The sequence below is a fragment of the Hydrogenophaga sp. GW823-FHT04C09 genome (assembly GCF_058796355.1).
Genome location: NZ_JBXAIO010000002.1, coordinates 71858 through 92591, shown reverse-complemented (window position 1 = coordinate 92591; position 20734 = coordinate 71858). Strand labels below are relative to the sequence as shown.

Sequence of the window (20734 nt, the reverse complement as noted above, 5' to 3'; positions counted from 1 at the left end):
GGCCTCACACGCCCTGGAAAGCCATCGGGTCGCGGCCGCTGCGCGTGAGTTGCGAGCGGCGCGAGAGGTAGGTGACCGCGTTCAGAAAACCCGTGCAGCGCACGATGCCCACATCCAGGTCGGCCACACCCACGCTGAGCGGCAAGGCCTGAGCCCAGCCTTCGAAAGGGCCCGGGTACGGCGCCAGCGCGTAGAACTTCTCCGTGGCGGTGCGCCAGTCGAGCGGGCCCACGCGTTCGAGCAGGTAGAGCAACCAGGCTTCGGTGGGCGACAAGCGGTAGAGCGTGAAGCTCACGTTCGGCGCATGCGCGGGCGCGCAGGCATACCGCGGCGCCTCCTTGGGTTCGGTGCGTGTGCTGGGCCCATAGAACAGCGGCGGCGGGCGGGTGTCGACGACGGTGGCCGGGCCACCGGCGGCATCGGCCATGGCCAGCCAGTTGGCATAGATCTGGCGGCCGCGCGCTTCCAGCCGCGCCTGCGCGGCCGCGACCAGGCCCAGCGTGTCCGGGTGGTGGACCCAGGCCAGTTCCCCGTGCTGCGCCAGGTGTTGCTCGGCCGCGTGGCGATCGCGCAGCACCGAGGCCGGCGGCAGGCGGCAGCGAAACACCAGCTGCGCGCAGCCCGTGTCGGGGGGTGGCGGTTCGGCCTCGCCGACCGTCACGAACAGGTGCAGGTCCGCGCCGGTGTCGAGCCGCGCGCGCGCCACCGGTTCGTGCAGCGCCGCCTCGGACAGCCATTGCAGCGCGCCCATCGCCTGGGCGCCCCATTGCACGTCTTCGTGCACGTTGATCAGGGCGCGCACGATCGCCACCCGCTGCTGGTACGGCGGAAGCGAGAGCGCGCCGGCCTCGCCCCGGGCCTGCAGGTGTTCGAGCATGAAGCGGCGCAGCATGCTGGCCGCCGCCGCCGCGCATTCGGGCCGCTCCTGCGAGGCCTCGTGCGCGAAATGCCATTCGTTGGCGGCCCCCTGGCGCGCCACCAGGGCGCTGCCACACACCGGGCACCGGCAGCCGCAGTCGGCCCCGCGCTCGACTTCGCCGATGAAGCGAAGCGCGCCGGAGGCATCGGGGGCGGCAAAGAGCAGGGTCACGGGCAGGGGTGTGGAACGGGAAGTAAAGCCGAAGGGGGATCGGTGAACGAGCGAAGAGCCGGCCTGGGCCGGCTCCTCGGTGCGGCGGTGCCGCCGGCGTCAGTCGGGTGCCGCGTCTTCGGGCACCTTCACCAGGGTCACGGGCACGGGCGAGCGCTGCACCATGTCCTGCGACACCGAGCCCAGCACGGCCGAGCGCAGGCCGCCGCCGCGCGTGCTCATGATGACGGCGTCGCAGGCATGGCCTTCCAGGATCTCGGCCAGCCGGTGGGCCGGGTCGCCGCTGGCCACGGCCGACTCGACCTGCAGGCCCGCGGCGCTGAGCAAGGCGACGGCCGGGCGCACGAGGTCGCGCCCGGCGGCCTCGCTCACCTGCTGCAGGACCGCCGGGTCGTGCGCCACCACGAGCTCGTAGAGGTTGGCCGACTCCTGCACGTTGGCCACCACGAAGCGCGCCTTCAGACCGGCGCCCACGAGCCGCAGCGCGTGGTGCACGGCCAGCAGGGCGTGCGAGGAACCATCGACGGGGATGAGGATTTTCAGCATGGTCTTTCCATTCCTTGTCTTGTGGTCAGTAGGGCCGCTCGTTGAGCACGCACCAGTACAGCTCGATGCGCTCGGCCACCTCGATGAACTTGCTGAAGCTCACCGGTTTCTCGATGTACGAGCTCACCCCCAGATCGTAGGCGGACTTGAGGTCGCTGTCCTCCCGCGACGATGTCAATATCACCACGGGGATGCTGCGAAAGCGCGGATGGGTCTTGAGCTGCTGCAACACCTCCAGGCCGTTGACGCGCGGCAGGTTGAGGTCGAGCAGGATCACGGCGGGCAGGGCCTCGCCGGCTTCCCAGCGGGGCAACCAGGCCAGCGCCTCCTCGCCGTCGCGCGCGACATGGATGGTGTTGGAGAACTTCTTCTTGTTGAAAGCCCGCAGGGTAAGGTCCATGTCCATCGGGTTGTCCTCCACCAGCAGGATGGACGGCAGCGGTTTGGCGGCGCTCATGACGGGAACTCCAGATAGAACGTGGCGCCCTGGTCCGGTGCGCTCTCGGCCCACACGCGGCCGCCCATGCGCTGCACCGCCTTGGCCACCAGCGCCAGGCCCACGCCGGTGCCGGCGTAGTCCTCGGCGCGCTGCAGGCGCTGGAAGATGCCGAAGATGCGGTCGTGGTACTTCATGTCGAAGCCCACGCCGTTGTCGCGCACCCAGAGGATGCGCCGCCCCGCTTCGCTGCGCGAGCCGATCTCCACCCGGGGCGGCTGGCGCCCCTGGCTGAACTTGATGGCGTTGCCGACCAGGTTGCGCAGCACCACCGCGAGCCCCTCGCGGTCCAGCTGCAGGGTCATGGGCTCGAGCTGCAGGCGCAGCTCGGTGCGGGCGGCCGCGATGTCGGCCGCGTGGCCTTCGAGCACGAGGTCCAGCAGCGGGCGCAATTCCACCGCCTGGTGTTCCATGGTGCGGCGCTCCATGCGAGAGTAGTCCAGCAGGTCCGAGATCAGGGCGCCCATCTGCTGCACGCCGCGCCGGATGCGGCCAATGAACTGCCGGCCTTCGTCGTCCAGCCGCTCGCTGTGCTCTTCCTGCAGCAGCTGGCTGTAGCCGTCGATGCCACGCAGCGGCGCCTTCAGGTCGTGCGAGACGGTGTACGAGAAGGCTTCGAGTTCGCGGTTGGCGGCGCTGAGCTGCTCGGTGCGCTCGGCCACGCGCTGCTCCAGCCGGGCGTTGATGCGCTCCAGGTTCATCTGCGCCTGCTTGATCTGCGTGATGTCGAGCAGGGTGCCGCTGTAGTGGTGGCCGGCGTTTTCCGCCAGCGCGCGGCATTCGACGCCGCCCCGGAACCAGCGCTCGGGCCCGAGCGAGGGGTGGCGGCGGAACTCGGCGTGCAGGCGGCCCCGGTTGCTCGGCAGGGCGCGCATGAAACGCGCCACGCGCTCGCGGTCGTCCGGGTGCAGGCAGTCGAGGTAGTCCTTGAGGGTGGGCGGCGGGCCCTGCGCGATGTCGCGGCCGATGTTGCGGTACATCTGGCGCGACCACCAGATGTGTTTGGTATGCGAGTCGTACAGCCAGCTGCCCAGGCCGGCCATGGCCTCGGCCTGCTCCAGCAGGCCTTTCTGGTCGCTCAGGGCCTGGCTGGTCTGCAGCCGCTCGGTGATGTCCTGCACGATGGAGAACAGGTGCTTGAGCGCGCCGTCGGGCTCGCGCACCGCGCGCACGTGGATCTCGGTGTGCACGAAGCTGCCGTCCCGGCGCACGAAGCGCTTGTGCATCTGGTAGCTGTCGGTCAGGCCGGCCTTCATGCGGTCGAGCAGCGCGAGGTTGCGCTCCAGATCGGGCGCCGGGGTCATCTCGGACCAGGTCCGCTGCAGCAGCTCCTCGCGCGGATAGCCCAGGATCTGGCACAGCCGGTCGTTGACCTGCAGCCAGCTGGTGCTGTGGGGCGAGGAAATCGCCATGCCGATCAGGGGCAGCTCGTAGAACAGGCGCTGGAACTCGGCCTGCTCGCGCTGCGCGATCTGCGCTTCCTTCTGCACCGTGATGTCCAGCAGCACGCCACTGATGGCCGTGACCTGGCCTTCGGCATTGCGGGTGAGCGCGCTGCGGTCGTCGATCCAGATCCAGCGGCCATCGGCGCAGCGCAGGCGGTATTCCTGGCGGTAGGTGTCCGGCCCGTGCTTCAGGTAGCCGTCGATCTCGGCGTTGACCTGGCCCACGTCGTCGGGGTGGATCAGGTCGTCGTAGGTCATGCGGCCCTGCAGCAGCGGCTCGGGCGCGTAGCCCCACTGGGCGATCGAGGGACTCACGTAGCGGATCGGGCAGCCGATCACGTTGTCCCACTCGATCACCACCAGCGGCGAGCGGTCCACCACGTCGTTCATGCGCTGCAGCTGCGCGTGGCTGGCCTGCAGGCGCTCGGCCATGCGGTCGGCGGCGGCGCCGATCAGCGCGAGTTCGTCGCGCCCCTGCAGCCCGGTGCGCGCCTGCAACTGGCCTTCGCCCATGGAGGTCAGGGCACGGGCCAGCTGCTCGGCGCGCCGGAACCAGACCCAGTGCAGGAGCAGCGCGAGCAGGGCCACCAGCACGAGCAGGACCAGGCTCTCGCGCAGCACCTGCGAGCGCATGCCCACGAAGCGCACGGCCATGGGCTGGCTCAGGTCGACGACGGTGAGCAACTCGTGCCCCGGCTCCAGCGCCGCCCGGCCAAACAGGAGGGATGAACCGGCCGCGCGCCCCACCTGCAGGGTGGCGCCGGCCATGGGCTCGGCCAACAGGGGTTTCACGCCCTCGAGCTCGGGGTAGAGACCCTGCAGATCGGCGAACGGCAGGCCGATGTCGGTGCGCATCAGCGACGCCAGCACCACGCCGCGCGCATCGATCAGGTAGGCGTGCTGCATGCCGCTGTACAGGCCCAGCCCGCCCACGAGCCGGCGCACCAGCAGCGTGTTGGCGTTGCCGGTCTCGGCGCTCAGCCGGCTCTGCTCCACACCCAGGCGTTCGCGCAGGCGCCGGGTCTCACTGTCGGTCACCTGCTGATCGACCTCGCGCCACTGCATCGCCAGGTTGACGCCCGTGGTCGTGAGGGCGAAGGCGGCCAGCAGAAAAGGCGCGAGCCAGCGCGCGGGAAGGGAGAGCAGGCGGGTCACCGGCTTCATGGCAAGGGCCCCGCGGTCGGTGCGCGCAGCGCCGGTGTGGTGTCGATCAGCGCGGCCCAGTTGGGGGCCGAGCGCAGCACCCCGAGTTCCACCAGCAGGCGGGCCACGCCCTCGCCCTGCTGCGCCAGCGGGGGTGGGTTGCCGGTGAGCATGGCCAGCGACTCCTCGGGTGAATAGAAGCGCAGCCCCCGCTGCACCGCCTGGTATTGCGCGGGTGTCAGGTCGGCGCCGGGCGCCAGCGAGGTGGCCGCGCCACCCGGGTCCAGCCGCATCACGTTGAGGCCGGCGGCCCAGGCCGCCATCAGCGCGTCCACCGCCTCGGGGCGCTGGCGCAACACCTCGCCCCGCACCACCAGCACGTCGACGATCTCGCCCGGCATCTGGCGGCTGTCGAAGATGGCGCGGTAGCCCAGGGCCTGGATCGGCCCGTCGATCGGCGCGTAGCTCACCGCCGCGGCCACGCGGTCGCTCAGCAGCGCCGTCTTGTGCTGCGTGGCGTCCATGCGCAACACGGTCACGTCCTCGCGCCGCAGGTTCGCCTTGCGCAGCAGGCGTTCGAGCATCAGCGTGCCCACGGTGGCGTCTTCCACCGCGATGTGTTCACCGCGCAGTTTCTGCAGACTCGTGATGCGCGGCGCGGCCACCACCACGTCGGCACCGGCCGAGGTGTCGAGCAGCGCGACGATGCGCACGTCGAAGCCGCCGTCGACCAGGCGCAGGGCCTCGTCCATGGTGAGGCCCGCCGCGTCCAGCAAACCGTTGCGCAGATGGCGCAGGGCCTCCGCGCTGGAGATGAGCTCCACCACCTTCACCTGCTTCGCATCGGCCAGGCCCCGGTCGCGCGCGAGCACCAGCGGGTCGTAGCCGACCCAGGTGTTGAGACCGACCACCAGCGGTGGCTGGGGCGGCTCGCTGCAGGCCATCAGACCCGCCAGCGCGCCCACACAGGCCAGCCAGCCCAAGGCCGCGCGGGCGCGCAGCCACCACCCGAGGACAGCACCCTGTCCAGCGAGCCTCCCTTCGAGTCCCGAATTGCCCCGCATCCCATCTGCCATCAAAACATTCTGTCACCATCAAGGGCGGTTTCGGACCATCCCTTGGCCACGACAGGCCGCAAAACTGAACTTTTGCCCGCTTTGCCACCCCCACTGCGCATGATCGACCTCCACGGCCTGTCCCTGCACGACCTCCTGGGGCCCGCGCGCATCGACGTGCTGCGCCCGGTGAACCTGTCCGTTGCCTGGGCGCCCAGATGCGCCTGAGCCCGGCGCCACTGCCGCACCGCAGGGGCTGACGCCGTGGCACGCCGGCGCGCCACGTCCACCTGGGTCAAGGCCTTCAACCGCAACCTGCGCGCGATGGCGCGCGCGGCCCGACAACTGCCGCGCGCCCCCCGGGTGGCGCGGGCCAAGGCGACGCGCGGCGTGGCCACCGGCCCGGGCGACTGGCTGCCCGGCCTGGCCCTGGGCCCCGGCGGCGCGCGGCGCTACCGGCTCTACCGCCCGCCCGACCTGCCTGCCCAAGGGAAGGTGCCGCTGCTGGTGATGCTGCACGGCTGCGGCCAGGACAGTGCGGGCTTCGCGGCCAGCACGCGCATGAACGCCCTGGCGCGCCGCGAAGGTTTTCTGGTGCTCTACCCCGAGCAGGACCGCCTGGCCCACCCCCAGCGCTGCTGGAACTGGTACGACACGCGCAGCGGCCGCGCCCAGGCCGAGGCCTCGCTCATCCTCGCGATGATCGACCAGGCCACCCTGCTCTACCCGGTGGACCCCGCGCGCATCGCGCTGGCCGGCCTCTCGGCCGGCGCTGGCATGGCGGCGCTGCTGGCCACGCGCGAGCCCGCGCGCTTCCAGGCCGTGGTGATGCACTCGGGCGTGGCGCCCGGGGTGGCCGAATCCACCGCCACCGCGCTCGCCGCCATGCGCGGGCGCCGCCTGCCAGCGCCGCCAGGCGAAGCGCCCGCCGCCCCCGCGGCCGAGCGCTGGCCACCGCTGCTGGTCATCCAGGGCGGCAGCGACGCCGTGGTCTCGCCCAGCAACGGCGCGGCCGTGGCGCGGCTGTGGGCCGGGCAACTCGGCGCCACCGCCGGCGCGCCCCGCGAACTGCGGCGCGGCCAGCGCCACCCCATGACGGTGACCGATTTCAAGCAGCGCGGCCGCGCCCTGGTCAGCCTGGTGGAGGTGCCCCGGCTGGGCCATGCGTGGAGCGGCGGCACGGCCAGCCAGCCCTACAGCGACGCCCGGGGGCCCGATGCCTCGCGCATGGCCTGGGCCTTCGTCTCGCGCCAGTTCCGCCGGATGCCCGGCACGGAAACGCCCACGAAACCTGCCACACTGGACCGATGAGCAAACACACCCGCCACGCGCCCAAGGCCGTCGCCAAGGCCCCGGCCCCCGCCACCGCCCCCGTGCTGGTGGACCCGCTGTTCCTGGCCGCGCCCCAGGTCTCCACCTTCGTGGGCACCCAGCCGCTGACCAACGCCAGCGGCTTCTTCTTCGAGCGCGACGCGCGCCTGTACCTCGTCACCAGCCGCCACGTGCTGATCGACGAGGCCACCGACCACCGGCCCGACCGCATCGAGATCGGCCTGCACATGGACGCGGTCAACCTCACGGTCTCCACCGGCTTTTCGGTGCCCTTGTACGTGGACGGCCTCGCCGTCTGGCACCAGGGCGAGGACAGCGGTGGTGAGATCGACGTGGCGGTGATCGAACTCGACCGTGGCGCCTTCCCCGCCGAGGCCGTGGTGCGCGCCTTCACACCGGCCCACCTGCAGACCGCCTTCGACGCCGTGCCCGCCGACACCTCGCTGATGGTGGTGGGTTTTCCGCTCGGCTTCCACGACGTGGTGCACCACCTGCCGGTGCTGCGCCACGCGGCCATCGCCTCGCCCTTCGGCATCCGCTTCCAGGCCCAGGGCTTCTTCCTGACCGACGCGCGCACCCACCGGGGCACCAGCGGCGCGGCCGTGGTCATGCGCGACACCCAACCCACACCCGCCACCGCCGCCCTGCCCTGGAAGCTGCTGGGCGTGCACTCCTCGCGCATGGACATGGGCAACCGCGACCTCGTGCTCGACGAGTCGCTGGGCCTGAACTGCGCCTGGTACGCCGACATCCTGCTCACCCTGACCGAACCCGCCACCGCCGAATGAACCCGCTGCCTCCTGTCCGCCCCGCCGTCCTCGCCAGCCCCGACTACCCCTTCTCCCCGATCACGGCGCCCATCAAGCTCGACCAGAACGAATCCTTCGCCGACTTCCCCGACGAACTGAAAGGCCTCGCGCTCGAGCGCCTGCGCCAGCTGCCCTGGCACCGCTACACCGACCTCAACGCCGAAGCCCTGTGCGAAGCGATGGCGCGGCACGAAGGCTGGTCGCCCGAAGGCACCGTGGTCACCACCGGCAGCAACGTGCTGATCGCCCTGCTGATCCAGCTCAGCGCGCTGGGCGGCGGGCGCGTCGTCACCGTCAAACCCAACTTCGCGCTCTACGGCCTGGACGCGGAACTGCTCGGCGCCACCCTCACCGAAGTGCCGCTGCGCGACGACACCTCGATCAACATCGATGCCGTGATCGCCGCCCTGGGCACCTCACCGGGCCCCGCGCCGCAGGGCGTGATCTACCTGCCCCGCCCGCACGCGCCCACCGGCTCGCTGTGCGAACTCGACGAACTGGAGCGGCTCGCGCAGGCCAGCGGCCACGGCTGGCTGCTCGTCATCGACGAGGCCTACCACCACTTCACCGAACACGATGCGCGCGAACTCGCGCGCCGACACCCGCACGTGGTGCTGCTGCGCACGCTCTCCAAGGCCTGGGGCCTGGCCGGCCTGCGCATGGGCTACGCGCTGGCCTCCGACGGCGTGGCGCGCCAGTTGCGCAAGCTGGTGCCGCCGTTTGGCGTGTCGGTGCTGCAGACGGTGTGCGCGCAAGTGGCGCTGGAGCACCCCGGCTACGTGAAAGAGCGCGTGGCGCAAACCCTGCGCGAACGCGAGCGCCTGTTCACCGCCTTGCAAGGCCACCCGAGCTGGCGGCCCCTGCCCTCGCACGCCAACTTCCTGCTCGTGCGCACACACGACGCGGCCCAAGCGCATGCGCAACTGCTCGCCGGCGGCGTGCTGGTGCGCCGGCAGGACCGCCTGCACGGCCTGCAGGGCTGCTTCCGCGTGACCGTGGGCACGGTGGAAGAGAACGATGCGTTCCTGCGCGCGGCTGGGTTGATGGCCTAGGAAGAGACTCACTTCCCTTGGTTGAACGTGAGAAGGCAGGCGTGTTCAATTCTTTTGCCTCTTTCTCAAATTTTCTAAACCGATGAGAAAAAAGGCCTCGTAGACCACCGGCACCGAGAGAATGCGCGCACCCCGAAAGGCCCATCCAGGGCCAAGGGATCTCTCGGAGAAGCCCATGATTCAGAGAAGCGCCATTCTGGAAGAACTGCAACGGAGCACAGCTCTGTACCGGCCCTCGTGCGCATGAGGAGGGGCATCCAGCGTGCGCCGGACATTGAGCGCTTTTCAAGTCGCTGCATTGCTCGTGTCGGCGAGCTACGGCATCGGATTCCTGTTGGGCTCAGGCGAAATGGCGATGACCTATGGCATGGGCGGCAGCATCTACGGCCTGGCCACCGCCTTCGGCATGCTCTTGCTCACTTTTTTTGCGGCCCGGTTGTGGCGATCCGGCATGTCCATCTGGGACTTCTTCGGGGCAGCCTTTGGGGAACGCTCCAGACAGGCTGTGGCCCTCTTGTCGGTGATCTGGATGGCCGGGGTGCTGGCGGCACAAATCCATGGTGGCGTTGCCATCCTCAACCTGCTGGGATTGAGCGCGATCGCAGCCTACGCGCTTGTGTTGCTATGCATCCTGGTTGCATCCCGGCTGGATTTGAGGACCGCCTCTGCCGTGCTCTCTGTCTTCTTGTTGGCAAGTGGCGTGGTTCTCGTCCTCGCATTGATCAATGGCAACGGTGGCGCCATCTACCTGAAAAGCCCACAGAGGTTCATCGCTGACGCGCCCTTGCTGGGCGTTGGCGCCATGGTGTCCATCTCGGTCGCGGTTGCCGCGCTGGTGTGCACGGGCGCCGACTACCACCAGTTCCTTCTGGCGGCCAGGCGAGCCTCTGGCGCCGTGTGGGGTTGCCTCATTGCTGCGGGGTGTCTGATCGCCGTGAGCTTTCTTCCCGCGTCGGTCGTGCTCGGGTTCAAGGAAGGCGGCCATCTCACGAACCTCTCCGATGCGAAACAGATCATCCCGTTCATCTTGGCTCAAGAGGTCGGCCATCTCGGTGCGGCCATCGGCAGCACGCTGTTGTTGGGTTTGTCTGCCGCCGCACTGGGATCGGGGGCCGCCATCACGCGAGCCATGACCGAAGCGTTGGACTCGGCAACTCAAGGCATCGCGTTCGTCAGCGGCATCCGGGCGAGTCTTGTCGCACTGGGAATGGCAACAGCGCTGGCCACACGCGGGCAAGGGATCGTCGCCACGATGGTTTCAGTGAACGTGATTTACATCGGCAGCATCGCGATCGTCTTCGTCGCTCTGCTTGCGAACTGGAAGCTGACCGCATCACAAGCCTCCCTCATCATGGGGACTGGCTTCGTGGCTTCTGCTGGTGTCTACCTGTTGGCGTGGGCGGGGGCTCATTTCACGGACGGGGATCTCGCTTCGCTGCTGGCTGGATTGGTTGCATCCGCCTCCGTTTTTTGCATTGTCGCCATCGCGGGGAAGCTCAGAAAACTGCCATCCTGAGTGCCTCTATTTCGACGGTTCCTGCGCCAGCGTGGCGCGCGCGGCGTTGACAACAACGCGCGTCATCTCCTGAAAGACAGGCGGCTCGACTTCCCATCGATGCCAATAGAGAACGACCTTCATGACTTGACCCGGGGTCAGCTCGATCAACGTGGACGTCTCGACATCACCCTTCGCCTGCTCTGCCGGCAGGAGGCCATAGCCCGCCCCCCTCAGGATCGCTTCGCGCAAAGTGTTCGGAGCCGGAAGATAGTGCTTCACATACCGTGCGACCTGAAAGCCGAACACCTTCTCCAGAAAGTCGTCGTGCAGCGAGTCCTTCCTGTTGAAGAGGACGGCGGGTGCATCCAGCACGGCCTGAAGGCCAAGCCCATTCGGAAAGTGTCGGGCCGAGAACTGCGGCGTGGCGTAACACCGGTACTCCATGTGTCCCAGCGGCTCGGCAACGAACCCGGGCATGGCATCCGACTTGGTGGAGATGCACCCGATCACCTCCCCCTTGATGAGCCGTTCCATGGTGTGATCCTGGTCATCGATCACCAACTCCAGCGCGATGCGTTTCGTCTCAAGAATCCGCCAAAGCGCTTGAGAGAACCACGTCGCCAAAGAATCGGCATTGACGGCGATCGCAACCGGGACCGCCTTCTTCTCGCAGCTCGTGGGCACCAGATCGGTCAACACGGCTTCCTCAATCAGTCGAAGCATCTTGACGTGGCGCATCAGTGTTTCACCGGACGACGTGGGAACCACGGGCTTGGCGCGCACCAGGAGCACGTTAGAAAGCGAGTCCTCCAGCGCCTTGATGCGCTGTGACACTGCACCCTTGGTCACGTTGAGCACCGCGGCAGCACGATCAAAGCTCCCATGCTCGACGACCGACGCAAACGTCTCCAATTGCTCTCTGTTCAGCATCAACCTCTCTCCTCGCCTGTACAGTCAACGGTCTCGCACCGGTGAAGTTTTCCATCACACAACACTTTGAACTCCCCATGGCAGGCGAAAGCGATCTCGACAAACTGCTGCAACAGATGGCGCCACAGGTTCAGCCCGGCACCTTCGTCTATTGCACCCTCCGCGATGCCTCGCTACTCGACCGACTCGAACCGGTTTGCACCATGCAGGAAGCGGAAGGCCTGACGGCCATCGTGCCCAAGGAGCAGGCCCAGGCGCTGGGCATCGCCTTTCAATTCGAGTCCGTTTTGATCACCCTGTCCGTGCACTCCTCGCTGGCAGCCGTGGGCTTTCTCGCGCGAGTCTGCAGCGTGCTGGCGGCGGCATCGATCCCCTGCAACGTGGTCTCCGGCTTTTATCACGACCATCTTTTCGTGCCGTCCGACAAGTTGTCCGAAACGCTCGCCGCGCTGGGCCAGCTCTCGCGAAAAACAGCGCAGACCTAAGTGCCTGCGTCGCCCACCTGGGTTCGCTCGAACGGCGTCAGCGCGTTGAGCTGCTTCCACAGGTAGACGCAGGACGGTGGCCAGGCGAAGGCCCGCCGCACGGTGATGCCGATGCGGCGGTCCACTTCGTGCAACGTCACCGGCACGCGCACCAGCGCGCCACTCGCCAGGTCTTCCTGCACCTGCAATGGCGACATCAGCGCGATGTGGTCGCTCTTCATCAGCAGCGCGCGCACCAGCGGCGGGCTGTTGGCGTGGAACGAGGCCTGGGGCAAGGGCGCGCCGGCGGCGCGGAACGCACGCTCGAAGGCGGCATGGGCCGGCGTGTTTTCCAGCGGCGCGATCCAGGCCTGGTGGCGCAACTGGCGCAGGGAGCGCAGCCGCCCCGCCGAGGCCAGCGCATGGCCCTGGCGCACCACCGCGATCAGCGACTCCCGGAACAGCTCGCGCTCTTCCAGCTCGGGCGCCACGAGCTCGCCGCGCAGGGGGCCGAGGATCATGTCGAGGTCACCGGTCTTGAGCTGCCGGGCCATGGCGTCGTAGGTGCCGTCGCTCACGGTCACCACCACCTTGGGCATGCGCTGCAGCAGCCCGGCCAGGGCGCGCGGCGCCAGCGAGGTGCTGGCCATGGGCAGCACGCCCAGGTGCAGGCGCCCCGTGGCCTCGCCCCGGTAGGCGGACATCTGTTCCTGGAGCACGCGCAGGATGTTGAGCACGCGCTTGAGCGGCGCCAACACCCGCTCGCCGTCGCGTGTCAGGCGCAGGCCCCGCTGGGTGCGCTGCATCAAGGCGCGGCCATAGGCCTGGTGCAGGGACCGCAGCTGCTGGCTGACCGCCGGCTGCGACAGGCCGAGCGAGCGCGCGGCCAGCGTTTCGTTGGCCAGTTCGGCGCAGACCACGAAGCAGCGCAGCATGGGCACCGTGAGCACGCGGAACAGGCTCTCCACCTGGCGCCGCAGGGGCTCCGGCCGAGGATCCTGCGGGGTGCTTTCCGAGGCGCTCAGCACCAGCTCGGCGCGCATGGCCGCGCAGCCGCGCACCACCGCCAGCCCGGCGGTCGTGCACACCATGCCCCGGGTGCCGCGCTCGAACAGGGCCACCCGCAAGGCCTGCTCGGTCTGCTGGATGGTGCGCGAGACGGTGGAGGTGGAGCAGTGCAGGGTCTGCGCGGCCACGGCCGCGCTGCCACCTTCGTGCGTGGCTTCCACGGTGCGCAGCGCGCGCAACCGGGTCAGCGGGTCGTCGTGTGGGTCCATGCTGTCATAAGCAGATTGCAATTCGGGCCAAGCATATTGCAGTTGTGGCGCCGGCGGCCAGCCGCGACACTGGGTGGCGTTTCAACCCGTTCTCCTATAAACAGAATCTCATGACCTTTTCAGTCCCCCGGATCACCCGGCGCCAACTGGTGCTGGCCACCGCCGCCGGCCTGGCCGTCGGCCACGCTCAGGCTCAGGCCTCCTTGCCCAAGACCATCAAGCTGGTGGTGCCCTTCCCCCCGGGCGGCTCCACCGACATCCTGGGGCGCGCGATCGGCGCGCGGCTGGCCACGCAACTGGGCATCACGGTGGTGATCGAGAACAAGGGCGGCGCGGCCGGCTCGGTGGGCGCGGGCGAGGTGGCCCGCATGGCACCGGACGGCGCCACGATCATGATGGGCCACATCGGCACGCTGGCGATCAACCCCTCGATCTACCCCAAGCTGCCCTACGACCCGGTCAAGAGCTTCGCCCCGCTGGCGCTGGTGGCCCGCGTGCCCAACGTGCTGGTGGTCAACGAGAAGTTTCCCGCCACCGACTTCAAGGCCTTCATCGCCAAGGCCAAGGCCGAGCCGGGCCGGCTCAACTACTCGTCGGGCGGCAATGGCAGCGCGGCCCACATCACTTTCGAGTACCTCAAGCAGGAAGCCGGCATCTTCATGCCGCACATCCCCTACCGGGGCGCGGCGCCGGCCGTGAGCGATGTGCTGGGCGGCCAGGTGGAGGCGATCTTCACCGGCTCGCCGGCCCTGATCGCCCACATTCGCAGCGGGCGCCTGCGGCCGCTGGCGGTCTCCAGCCCGCAGCGCATGCCGGCCCTGCCCGACGTGCCCACGGTCGCCGAGAGCGGCTACCCCGGCTTCGACGCCGACCAGTGGTACGGCATCGTGGCCCCGGCCGGCCTGCCCGCGCCGCTGATCGCGCTCTACAACAGCGAGATCAACAAGGCCCTGACCTCGCCCGAGGTGGCGCGCGCGCTGGCGATCGAAGGCGCCGTGCCCACGCCCACCACGCCGCAGGCTTTCGCGCAGCTGATCGCGCGCGAGATTCCCCGCTGGGCCAAGGTGATCCAGCGCGGCAACGTGAAGGCCGACTGACCATGACCACCTCCACCCGGCGAGATTTCCTTCTTTGGGGTGCGGCGAGTGCCACCGCGCTCGCTTTCGGCTCGGCCTGGTCGCAGGGCAGCGGCAACCTGGGCACGGCGCCCCTGCCCACCCAGGGCTGGCGGCGGTTCTCGCTCGGTTCGGCCGAGGTGCTCGCGCTCAACGACGGCGTGGTGCGCCGCCCGCTGGGCGAAGAGTTCGTGCGCAACGCGCCGCTGGAACAGGTGAAAGCCGTGCTGGCCTCGCAGCAACTGCCCACCGAGTACATCGACGTGCCCTACAACGCCTTCCTGCTGATCGTGGGCGGCAAGCGCTGCCTCATCGACACGGGTTTCGCCGACAACGGGCCGCCCAACACCGGGCGCCTGCTGGAGAACCTGCGCGGCGCCGGCCTGGGCCCGGCGGACATCGACACGGTGTTGCTGAGCCACCTGCACGGCGACCACGTAAGCGGCCTGCGCCGCAAGGACGGCGGCCTGGTGTTCCCGAACGCCACGGTGCTGGTGCCCACGCCCGAATACGACTTCTGGATGGACCCGAAGCGCCTGGAAACGGCGCCGCCGGGCGCCAAGCCGGGCTTCGTGAACGCGCGCCGCGTGCTGGATGGCTATCCGGCCGACCAGCTGCAGCGCTTCACACCCGGAGACCGGTTGCTCGGTGCGGTGGACAGCATCGCCGCCTACGGCCATTCACCGGGGCACACGCTGTTCTCGCTGCGCGGCTCGAGCGCGAGCTTCACCTACCTGGCCGACGCGGCGCACTACCCCGCGCTGTTCACCCGCAACCCGGACTGGCAGGTGCAGTTCGACATGGACCCGGACACCGCGCGCGCCTCGCGCCGGGCCGCGCTGGCGCGCGCGGCGGCGGACCAGGGCATCGTGGGCGGGTACCACTTCCCCTTCCCGGCGTTCGGCCGCATCCAGGCCGAGGGCAACGGCTACGCCTTCACGTCGGCGTAGCCACCAGGGACGGCGTCAGCCCTTGGCCACCTCGTGGTTGGCCATCAGCTCCAGCGCCTTCACCAGCGCCGAGTGATCCAGGTCGGCCAGGCCGTTCGCGGCGCAGGCGCCCATGAGCTGGGCGGCGCTGGCGGTCTGCGGCAGGCCCACACCGAGCTCCTTCGCGCCCTGCAGCGCGAGGTTCAGGTCCTTCTGGTGCAGCTTGATGCGAAAGCCCGGGTTGAAGGTGCGCTTGATCATGCGCTCGCCGTGCACCTCCAGGATGCGGCTGGCGGCGAAGCCACCCATCAGCGCCTGGCGCACCTTGGCCGGGTCGGCGCCGGCCTTGCTGGCGAACACCAGGGCCTCGCTCACCGCCGCGATGTTGAGCGCCACGATGATCTGGTTGGCCACCTTGGTGGTCTGGCCGTCGCCGTTGCCGCCGACGAGCGTGATGTTCTTGCCCATCAGCTCCAGCAGCGGGCGCACGCGCTCGAACACGGCCTCGTCGCCACCGCACATGATGGTGAGCGAGCCGGCCTTGGCGCCGACCTCGCCGCCGGACACCGGCGCGTCGACGTAGTCGCAGCCCAGCGCGTTGATCTTCTTCGCGAATTCCTTGGTGGCCATGGGCGAGATCGAGCTCATGTCGACCACCACCTTGCCCTTGCTCAGGCCTTGCGCCACGCCGTTCTCGCCGAACAGCACGGCTTCCACATCGGGCGTGTCGGGCACCATGGTGAAGATCACCTCGGCCTCTTTCGCCACGGCGGCGGCGTTCTCGCGGCGCACGCCACCGGCGGCCTGGATGGCTTCGGGCACCTGGCTGCGCGTGTGCACGTACAGCGAGTGGCCGGCGTTGACGAGGTGCAGGGCCATGGGCGTGCCCATGATGCCCAGGCCGATGAATCCGATCTTCATGAAACTTCCTTGAAAAGAGGGGTGGGGGAGGCGCTCAGTAGCCGTCGGGCGTGGCCTTGGGCTGCGAGGCGCGCAGCGTCGAGAGCACCTGCTGCGAGCCGGCGGCCATGAGGCGAGCGTCCGAACTGATGGTGACGAACTGGAAGCCCATGGCGATGCGGCGCGCGGCCGCTTCGGGCGACCCGTTGTGGATGCCGGCCACCAGGCCGTGCGCCTTGGCGCGCGCCAGGATGTGCTCCACGGCGGCGGCGGCCTTGGGGTCGAGGTCATCGAAGGTCGGGTTGCAGCCGAGCGCGAGCGAGAGGTCGGATGGGCCGATGTAGATCGCGTCCAGCCCGGGCGTGGAGAGGATCTCTTCCAGGTTGTCCAGCGCCTGCGCGGTCTCGATCATGGCGAAGGTGACGATGGTGTCGTTCGCGTGCTTCGGGTAGTCGGCACCGCCGTAGAGCAGCGCGCGCACCGGGCCGAAGCTGCGCGTGCCGCGCGGCGCGTAGTGCGTGTACGCCACCAGCTTCTCGGCGTCCGCGCGGCTGTTCACCATCGGGCAGATCACCGCGTAGGCGCCCGCATCCAGGGTCTTCATGAGGATGCCGGGCTCCAGCCAGGGCACGCGCACCACGGGCACGGTGTCGGTGGTGGAGATGGCCTGCAGCATGCCCACCATGGCCTGGTAGTCCACCACGCCGTGCTGCAGGTCGATGGTCAGCGAGTCCCAGCCCTGGTGCGCCATGGTCTCGGCGGAAAAGCTGTTGGGAATGGCCAGCCAGCCGTTGGCCACGGCGCCGCCACGGGCCCAGATTTCACGCAGACGGTTGGGTCTCATCAGGTTCCTTCTTCTTTGCAGATGGGTCGGGGGAGTGTCAGCGGTCCAGCGCCGGGCGCTTGGGGTTGAAGGTCCAGTTCGGGATCAGGAACTGCATGGCGATCGCGTCGTCGCGCGCGCCCAGGCCATGTTCCATGTAGAGCCGGTGCGCCTTCTCCACCTCGGCCATGTCGAGTTCGACGCCCAGGCCGGGCTTCTTCGGCACCTGCACATGACCGTCCACGATCTTCAGCGGTTCCTTCGTCAGGCGCTGGCCATCCTGCCAGATCCAGTGCGTGTCGATCGCGGTGACCTTGCCGGGCGCGGCCGCGCCCACGTGGGTGAACATCGCGAGCGAGACGTCGAAATGGTTGTTGGAGTGCGAGCCCCAGGTCAGGCCCCAGTCGCGGCAGGTCTGCGCCACGCGCACGCTGCCGGCCATGGTCCAGAAGTGTGGGTCGGCCAGCGGGATGTCCACGCTCTGCAGCGCCAGCGCGTGGCTGAGCTGGCGCCAGTCGGTGGCGATCATGTTGGTGGCCGTGGGCAGGCCGGTGGCGCGGCGGAACTCGGCCATCACCTCGCGGCCCGAGAAGCCCTCTTCCGCGCCGCAGGGGTCTTCGGCGTAGGCGACCACGCCGCGCATGTCGCGCATGAGGCGGATCGCGTCCTTGAGCAGCCAGCCGCCGTTGGGGTCGAGCGTGACGCGCGCCTGCGGAAAGCGCTCGTGCAGCGCGGTGACGGCTTCCACTTCCTGCTCGCCGCGCAGCACACCGCCCTTGAGCTTGAAGTCGTTGAAGCCGTAGCGCTCGCGCGCGGCCTCGGCCAGGCGCACCACGGCCTCGGGCGTCATCGCGGTCTCGTGCCGCAGGCGGCTCCAGGCGTTGTCGGCATCGGGCTCGCTGGCGTACGGCAGGTTGGTTTTTTTCCGGTCGCCGACGAAGAACAGGTAGCCCAGCATCTCCACCGCGTCGCGCTGCTGGCCTTCGCCGAGCAGCGCGGCCACGGGCACCTCCAGGTGCTGGCCGAGCAGGTCCAGCAGGGCCGACTCCACCGCCGTCACGGCGTGAATGGTGGTGCGCAGGTCGAAGGTCTGCAGCCCGCGCCCGCCCGCGTCGCGGTCGGCGAATCGGGTCTGCAGCTGCTGCAGCACCTTCTGGTGCGCCCCCAGGGGCTGGCCCACCACCAGCTCGCGCGCGTCCTCCAGCGTCTGGCGGATCTTCTCGCCACCGGGCACCTCGCCCACGCCGGTGCGCCCGGCGCTGTCGGTGAGGATGAGGATGTTGCGCGTGAAGAACGGCGCGTGCGCGCCGCTCAGGTTGAGCAGCATGCCGTCGCGGCCCGCGACGGGAACGACGCGCAGCTCGGTGACGCGGGGGGTGGAGGACACGGTGGCGGGGTTCAGCATGAGCGGGTCAATCTGCCTTGATGTTGCGGGCTTCGATCAGTTTTTTCCAGCGCGCGAATTCGCTGGCCTGGAAGGCGGTGAACTGCTCGGGCGTGTTGGCCACGATCTCGAAGCCCAGCTCGAGCAGTTTGGGCTTGATGGCGGGGTCGTTGAGCGCGTCCTTGATGGCGGCCTGCAGCTTGTTCTTCAGGTCGGCCGGCATGCCTTTCGGGCCCGAGACGGCCTGCCAGGAGTACACGTTGGCGTCCTTGATGCCGAGTTCCTGCAGCGTGGGCACGTCGGGCAGCAGGGGCGAGCGCTGGGCGCTGGTGATGGAGAGCGCGCGCAGCTTGCCGGCCTTGATCTGCGGCATGGCGGTGTTGATGTTCATGAAGGACGAGTCCACCTGGTTGCCCAGCAGGTCGGTCATCACGGGGCCGCCGCCCTTGTAGGGCACGTGCACGCCGGTGGTGTTGGTCTGCTGCCAGTAGAGCTCGGCGGTGAGGTGGTCGCTGCTGCCGTTGCCGGAGGAGGCGAAGGTCATCTTGCCGGGGTTGGCTTTCTGGAACGCGAGCACGTCGGCCATGCTCTTGTGCGGCGAGGCGGCGGGCACGACGAGCACGTTGGGCGCCTGCACGGCGACGGTGATGTAGTCCATCTCCTTGGTGGCGTCGTAGGGGACTTTGGTGAGGTGGGGCGCGATCACGTAAGGGCCGAGGGAGGCGACGAGCAGGGTGTGGCCGTCGGGTGCGGAGCGCACGACCTGGGCGGCGCCGATGGTGCCGGTGGCGCCGGCCTTGTTGTCGACCACGAAGGTGCCGCCGAATTTTTCCTGCAGTTTGGGTTGCAGGGTGCGGGCGATGAGGTCGGTGGAGCCGCCGGGGGGGAAGGGCACGATGATGGTGACGGGTTTTTCCGGCCAGGCCATGGCCGCGGTGAGGGTCATGGACGCGCCGAGCGCGCACAGCAGTTTCTTCATGGTGTCTTGTCTCCTGTCGTTGGGAATCTTGCGGCAAGGGACTCCGATTTGGTACCGGTACCAAATGGAGGTGATGCGGATGGTACCGGTACCAAATTGGGGCGTCAAACGGTTTTTTTGGTTGAGCTTTTTGGGTGGGGATTGGTTGTGAGACACCTCGCGGGCTCAGGAGCGCCGGGCGCTCTGCTCTGCGGGTGTCCCCCGGCGGCTGGTGCCGCCTCCTCCTTTACCCCGCTGCGCAGAACGCCCGGCACTCCTGAGCCGAAGCAATGCTGGCACGCCCACGGACCGAGTACCACGAGGTCCTCGGCGATCGGGGTGGCCGGCGCAGCGAAGTAAAGGAGGAGAACCGGCGCAGCCGGTTCGGGGGACATGAGCGGAGCCGGCCACCCCGATCGCCGAGGACCGGATCAGCCGGAGAAAAATCAGGTGGTATCCCGCTCGACGATGGAAAACCCCACATCCACCACCCGCTGGGCCACCTCCCGCCCCTCGGCCCGGTCGATCAGACACCGCCCCGCCATGCGCCCGATGTCCGCGCCGTTGATGTGCACCGTGCTCAGCGCCGGCACCATGTCCGCCACGAAAGGCACATCACCGAAACCCACGATGGCCAGACGGCCCGGGATGTCGATGCCGCGCACCCGCGCCTCCGTCACCACCCCCGAAGCCAGCAGATCCGAACTGCAGAACACCGCGTCCACCTCGGGCTCGATCTCCAGCAGGCGGGTCAATGCATCCCGCCCGCTCTTGATCGTGCGCGAAGCCCCCACGTCCACCACCTCCACCTTGGCCTCGGCCAGCCCACTGCGCGCTACCTCCGCCGCAAACGCCTTGGCACGCCGGTCGGCGCGCTCGTCGTCCGCGCGAATCATCGCCAGGCGCCGCCGCCCTTTGCCGATCAGGAACTTCGCCACCTCGCGGCCGATGTCGGCGTGCGAAAAACCCACCAGCATGTCGATCGGCGCGGGCGTCAGGTCCCAGGTCTCCACCACCGGAATGCCCGAGGCCAGCAAACGCGTGCGGCCCTTGCCCGAGTGCAACACGCCGGTGAGGAAAATGCCGTCCGGTCGGCGGCCGATGATGGCCTCCAGCAGCGACTCCTCGCGACTGGCCGAGTAGCTCGACTGGCCCAGCATCAGCTGGTAACCCGCGTCGAACAAGGTGCCGTTGAGCGACTCGATGGTCTCCATGAACACCGACATCACCGTGCTGGGCACCACCGCCGCGATCAGCCGGCTGCGCGAGGACGCCAGCCCGCCCGCCATGCGGTTGGGCACGTAACCCGTCTTCTGCACCGCGTCCAGCACCTTCTTGCGCACGTCCACCGACACCTGCTCCGGCGTGTTGAGCACGCGCGAGGCGGTGATGGGCGCCACGCCCGCGAGCTTGGCCACGTCGCGCAGGGTGATGGCCCCGCTGCCACGGCGCGAACGCCGGGTGTTGTCGGTTTCTTTCATTTGCGGC

General features: G+C 69.0%; 19 protein-coding genes. 7 read left to right on the top strand and 12 right to left on the bottom strand.

The annotated features are described in order from the left end of the window. Positions 1-4: 4 nt before the first annotated feature. The 5 genes from AC1Q9M_RS05475 to AC1Q9M_RS05455 form a co-directional block, all read right to left on the bottom strand. Positions 5-1090 (bottom strand): hypothetical protein, encoded by a 1086-nt coding sequence (locus AC1Q9M_RS05475; protein WP_382323208.1) that lies wholly within the window; start codon positions 1088-1090, stop codon positions 5-7. Positions 1091-1189: 99 nt separating this feature from the next. Continuing rightward, entirely contained in the window at positions 1190-1636 is a 447-nt protein-coding gene (locus tag AC1Q9M_RS05470; protein WP_291118152.1) for a universal stress protein, read from the bottom strand. A gap of 25 nt (positions 1637-1661) precedes the next feature. Then, entirely contained in the window at positions 1662-2093 is a 432-nt protein-coding gene (locus AC1Q9M_RS05465; RefSeq protein ID WP_492432809.1) for a response regulator, read from the bottom strand. Continuing rightward, positions 2090-4741, bottom strand: coding sequence for a PAS domain S-box protein (locus AC1Q9M_RS05460; RefSeq protein ID WP_492432807.1), 2652 nt, complete (start codon positions 4739-4741; stop codon positions 2090-2092). Before AC1Q9M_RS05460 ends, AC1Q9M_RS05465 begins: the two co-directional genes overlap by 4 nt. Further along, entirely contained in the window at positions 4738-5703 is a 966-nt protein-coding gene (locus AC1Q9M_RS05455; protein WP_382323206.1) for an ABC transporter substrate-binding protein, read from the bottom strand. The genes AC1Q9M_RS05460 and AC1Q9M_RS05455 overlap by 4 nt, the downstream gene beginning before the upstream one ends. A 336-nt stretch (positions 5704-6039) precedes the next feature. Here AC1Q9M_RS05455 and AC1Q9M_RS05450 point away from each other — a divergent pair, with 336 nt between their 5' ends. From AC1Q9M_RS05450 to AC1Q9M_RS05435, 4 genes are all read left to right on the top strand, one after another. Beyond that, positions 6040-7086, top strand: coding sequence for an extracellular catalytic domain type 1 short-chain-length polyhydroxyalkanoate depolymerase (locus tag AC1Q9M_RS05450; protein ID WP_492432805.1), 1047 nt, complete (start codon positions 6040-6042; stop codon positions 7084-7086). After that, a complete protein-coding gene (locus AC1Q9M_RS05445) occupies positions 7083-7895 on the top strand; it encodes a trypsin-like peptidase domain-containing protein (protein WP_382161927.1) in 813 nt (270 codons plus the stop codon). Before AC1Q9M_RS05450 ends, AC1Q9M_RS05445 begins: the two co-directional genes overlap by 4 nt. After that, positions 7892-8968 (top strand): pyridoxal phosphate-dependent aminotransferase, encoded by a 1077-nt coding sequence (locus AC1Q9M_RS05440; protein ID WP_492432803.1) that lies wholly within the window; start codon positions 7892-7894, stop codon positions 8966-8968. Before AC1Q9M_RS05445 ends, AC1Q9M_RS05440 begins: the two co-directional genes overlap by 4 nt. Before the next feature lie 262 nt (positions 8969-9230). After that, entirely contained in the window at positions 9231-10484 is a 1254-nt protein-coding gene (locus tag AC1Q9M_RS05435) for a hypothetical protein (RefSeq protein WP_444688513.1), read from the top strand. A gap of 6 nt (positions 10485-10490) precedes the next feature. Here AC1Q9M_RS05435 and argP read toward each other — a convergent pair whose 3' ends face one another. Then, entirely contained in the window at positions 10491-11396 is a 906-nt protein-coding gene (gene argP, locus AC1Q9M_RS05430) for an HTH-type transcriptional regulator ArgP (RefSeq protein ID WP_444688514.1), read from the bottom strand. Between the two features lie 41 nt (positions 11397-11437). Between argP and AC1Q9M_RS05425 the strand changes: the two genes are divergently transcribed. Beyond that, positions 11438-11881, top strand: coding sequence for an ACT domain-containing protein (locus AC1Q9M_RS05425; RefSeq protein ID WP_492432801.1), 444 nt, complete (start codon positions 11438-11440; stop codon positions 11879-11881). Here AC1Q9M_RS05425 and AC1Q9M_RS05420 read toward each other — a convergent pair. After that, the gene (locus tag AC1Q9M_RS05420) at positions 11878-13137 is read right to left on the bottom strand and encodes a LysR family transcriptional regulator (RefSeq protein ID WP_492432799.1); all 1260 of its coding nucleotides are present in this window, start codon (positions 13135-13137) and stop codon (positions 11878-11880) included. The genes AC1Q9M_RS05425 and AC1Q9M_RS05420 overlap by 4 nt on opposite strands. 110 nt (positions 13138-13247) lie before the next feature. Here AC1Q9M_RS05420 and AC1Q9M_RS05415 point away from each other — a divergent pair, with 110 nt between their 5' ends. Together AC1Q9M_RS05415 and AC1Q9M_RS05410 are read left to right on the top strand one after the other, a co-directional pair. After that, entirely contained in the window at positions 13248-14234 is a 987-nt protein-coding gene (locus tag AC1Q9M_RS05415; protein ID WP_492432798.1) for a Bug family tripartite tricarboxylate transporter substrate binding protein, read from the top strand. Between the two features lie 2 nt (positions 14235-14236). Continuing rightward, positions 14237-15202, top strand: coding sequence for an MBL fold metallo-hydrolase (locus tag AC1Q9M_RS05410; protein WP_492432796.1), 966 nt, complete (start codon positions 14237-14239; stop codon positions 15200-15202). 15 nt (positions 15203-15217) lie between these two features. Here AC1Q9M_RS05410 and glxR read toward each other — a convergent pair whose 3' ends face one another. From glxR to AC1Q9M_RS05385, 5 genes are all read right to left on the bottom strand, one after another. After that, on the bottom strand, positions 15218-16102 hold the full coding sequence (glxR, locus tag AC1Q9M_RS05405) for a 2-hydroxy-3-oxopropionate reductase (protein ID WP_444688518.1): 885 nt from the start codon (positions 16100-16102) through the stop codon (positions 15218-15220). Between the two features lie 34 nt (positions 16103-16136). Then, the gene (locus tag AC1Q9M_RS05400; RefSeq protein ID WP_382327441.1) at positions 16137-16925 is read right to left on the bottom strand and encodes an HpcH/HpaI aldolase family protein; all 789 of its coding nucleotides are present in this window, start codon (positions 16923-16925) and stop codon (positions 16137-16139) included. Positions 16926-16962: 37 nt separating this feature from the next. Then, positions 16963-18309: a glucarate dehydratase gene (gene gudD, locus AC1Q9M_RS05395; protein ID WP_492432793.1), complete on the bottom strand. Its 1347-nt coding sequence runs from the start codon at positions 18307-18309 to the stop codon at positions 16963-16965. A 7-nt stretch (positions 18310-18316) separates the two neighbouring features. Continuing rightward, positions 18317-19267: a Bug family tripartite tricarboxylate transporter substrate binding protein gene (locus AC1Q9M_RS05390; protein ID WP_382323194.1), complete on the bottom strand. Its 951-nt coding sequence runs from the start codon at positions 19265-19267 to the stop codon at positions 18317-18319. Positions 19268-19692: 425 nt separating this feature from the next. Then, positions 19693-20727 (bottom strand): LacI family DNA-binding transcriptional regulator, encoded by a 1035-nt coding sequence (locus AC1Q9M_RS05385; protein WP_382323193.1) that lies wholly within the window; start codon positions 20725-20727, stop codon positions 19693-19695. Between the last annotated feature and the right edge of the window lie 7 nt (positions 20728-20734).

Bases quoted from the DNA above. Each gene is read 5' to 3' on its own strand.
- AC1Q9M_RS05415 (WP_492432798.1), top strand. From the start codon at position 13,248: ATGACCTTTTCAGTCCCCCGGATCACCCGGCGCCAACTGGTGCTGGCC.
- AC1Q9M_RS05410 (WP_492432796.1), top strand. From the start codon at position 14,237: ATGACCACCTCCACCCGGCGAGATTTCCTTCTTTGGGGTGCGGCGAGT.
- AC1Q9M_RS05465 (WP_492432809.1), bottom strand. From the start codon at position 2,093: ATGAGCGCCGCCAAACCGCTGCCGTCCATCCTGCTGGTGGAGGACAAC.
- AC1Q9M_RS05470 (WP_291118152.1), bottom strand. From the start codon at position 1,636: ATGCTGAAAATCCTCATCCCCGTCGATGGTTCCTCGCACGCCCTGCTG.
- AC1Q9M_RS05440 (WP_492432803.1), top strand. From the start codon at position 7,892: ATGAACCCGCTGCCTCCTGTCCGCCCCGCCGTCCTCGCCAGCCCCGAC.
- AC1Q9M_RS05420 (WP_492432799.1), bottom strand. From the start codon at position 13,137: ATGGACCCACACGACGACCCGCTGACCCGGTTGCGCGCGCTGCGCACC.
- gudD (WP_492432793.1), bottom strand. From the start codon at position 18,309: ATGCTGAACCCCGCCACCGTGTCCTCCACCCCCCGCGTCACCGAGCTG.
- AC1Q9M_RS05460 (WP_492432807.1), bottom strand. From the start codon at position 4,741: ATGAAGCCGGTGACCCGCCTGCTCTCCCTTCCCGCGCGCTGGCTCGCG.
- AC1Q9M_RS05400 (WP_382327441.1), bottom strand. From the start codon at position 16,925: ATGAGACCCAACCGTCTGCGTGAAATCTGGGCCCGTGGCGGCGCCGTG.
- glxR (WP_444688518.1), bottom strand. From the start codon at position 16,102: ATGAAGATCGGATTCATCGGCCTGGGCATCATGGGCACGCCCATGGCC.
- AC1Q9M_RS05385 (WP_382323193.1), bottom strand. From the start codon at position 20,727: ATGAAAGAAACCGACAACACCCGGCGTTCGCGCCGTGGCAGCGGGGCC.
- AC1Q9M_RS05390 (WP_382323194.1), bottom strand. From the start codon at position 19,267: ATGAAGAAACTGCTGTGCGCGCTCGGCGCGTCCATGACCCTCACCGCG.
- AC1Q9M_RS05445 (WP_382161927.1), top strand. From the start codon at position 7,083: ATGAGCAAACACACCCGCCACGCGCCCAAGGCCGTCGCCAAGGCCCCG.
- argP (WP_444688514.1), bottom strand. From the start codon at position 11,396: ATGCTGAACAGAGAGCAATTGGAGACGTTTGCGTCGGTCGTCGAGCAT.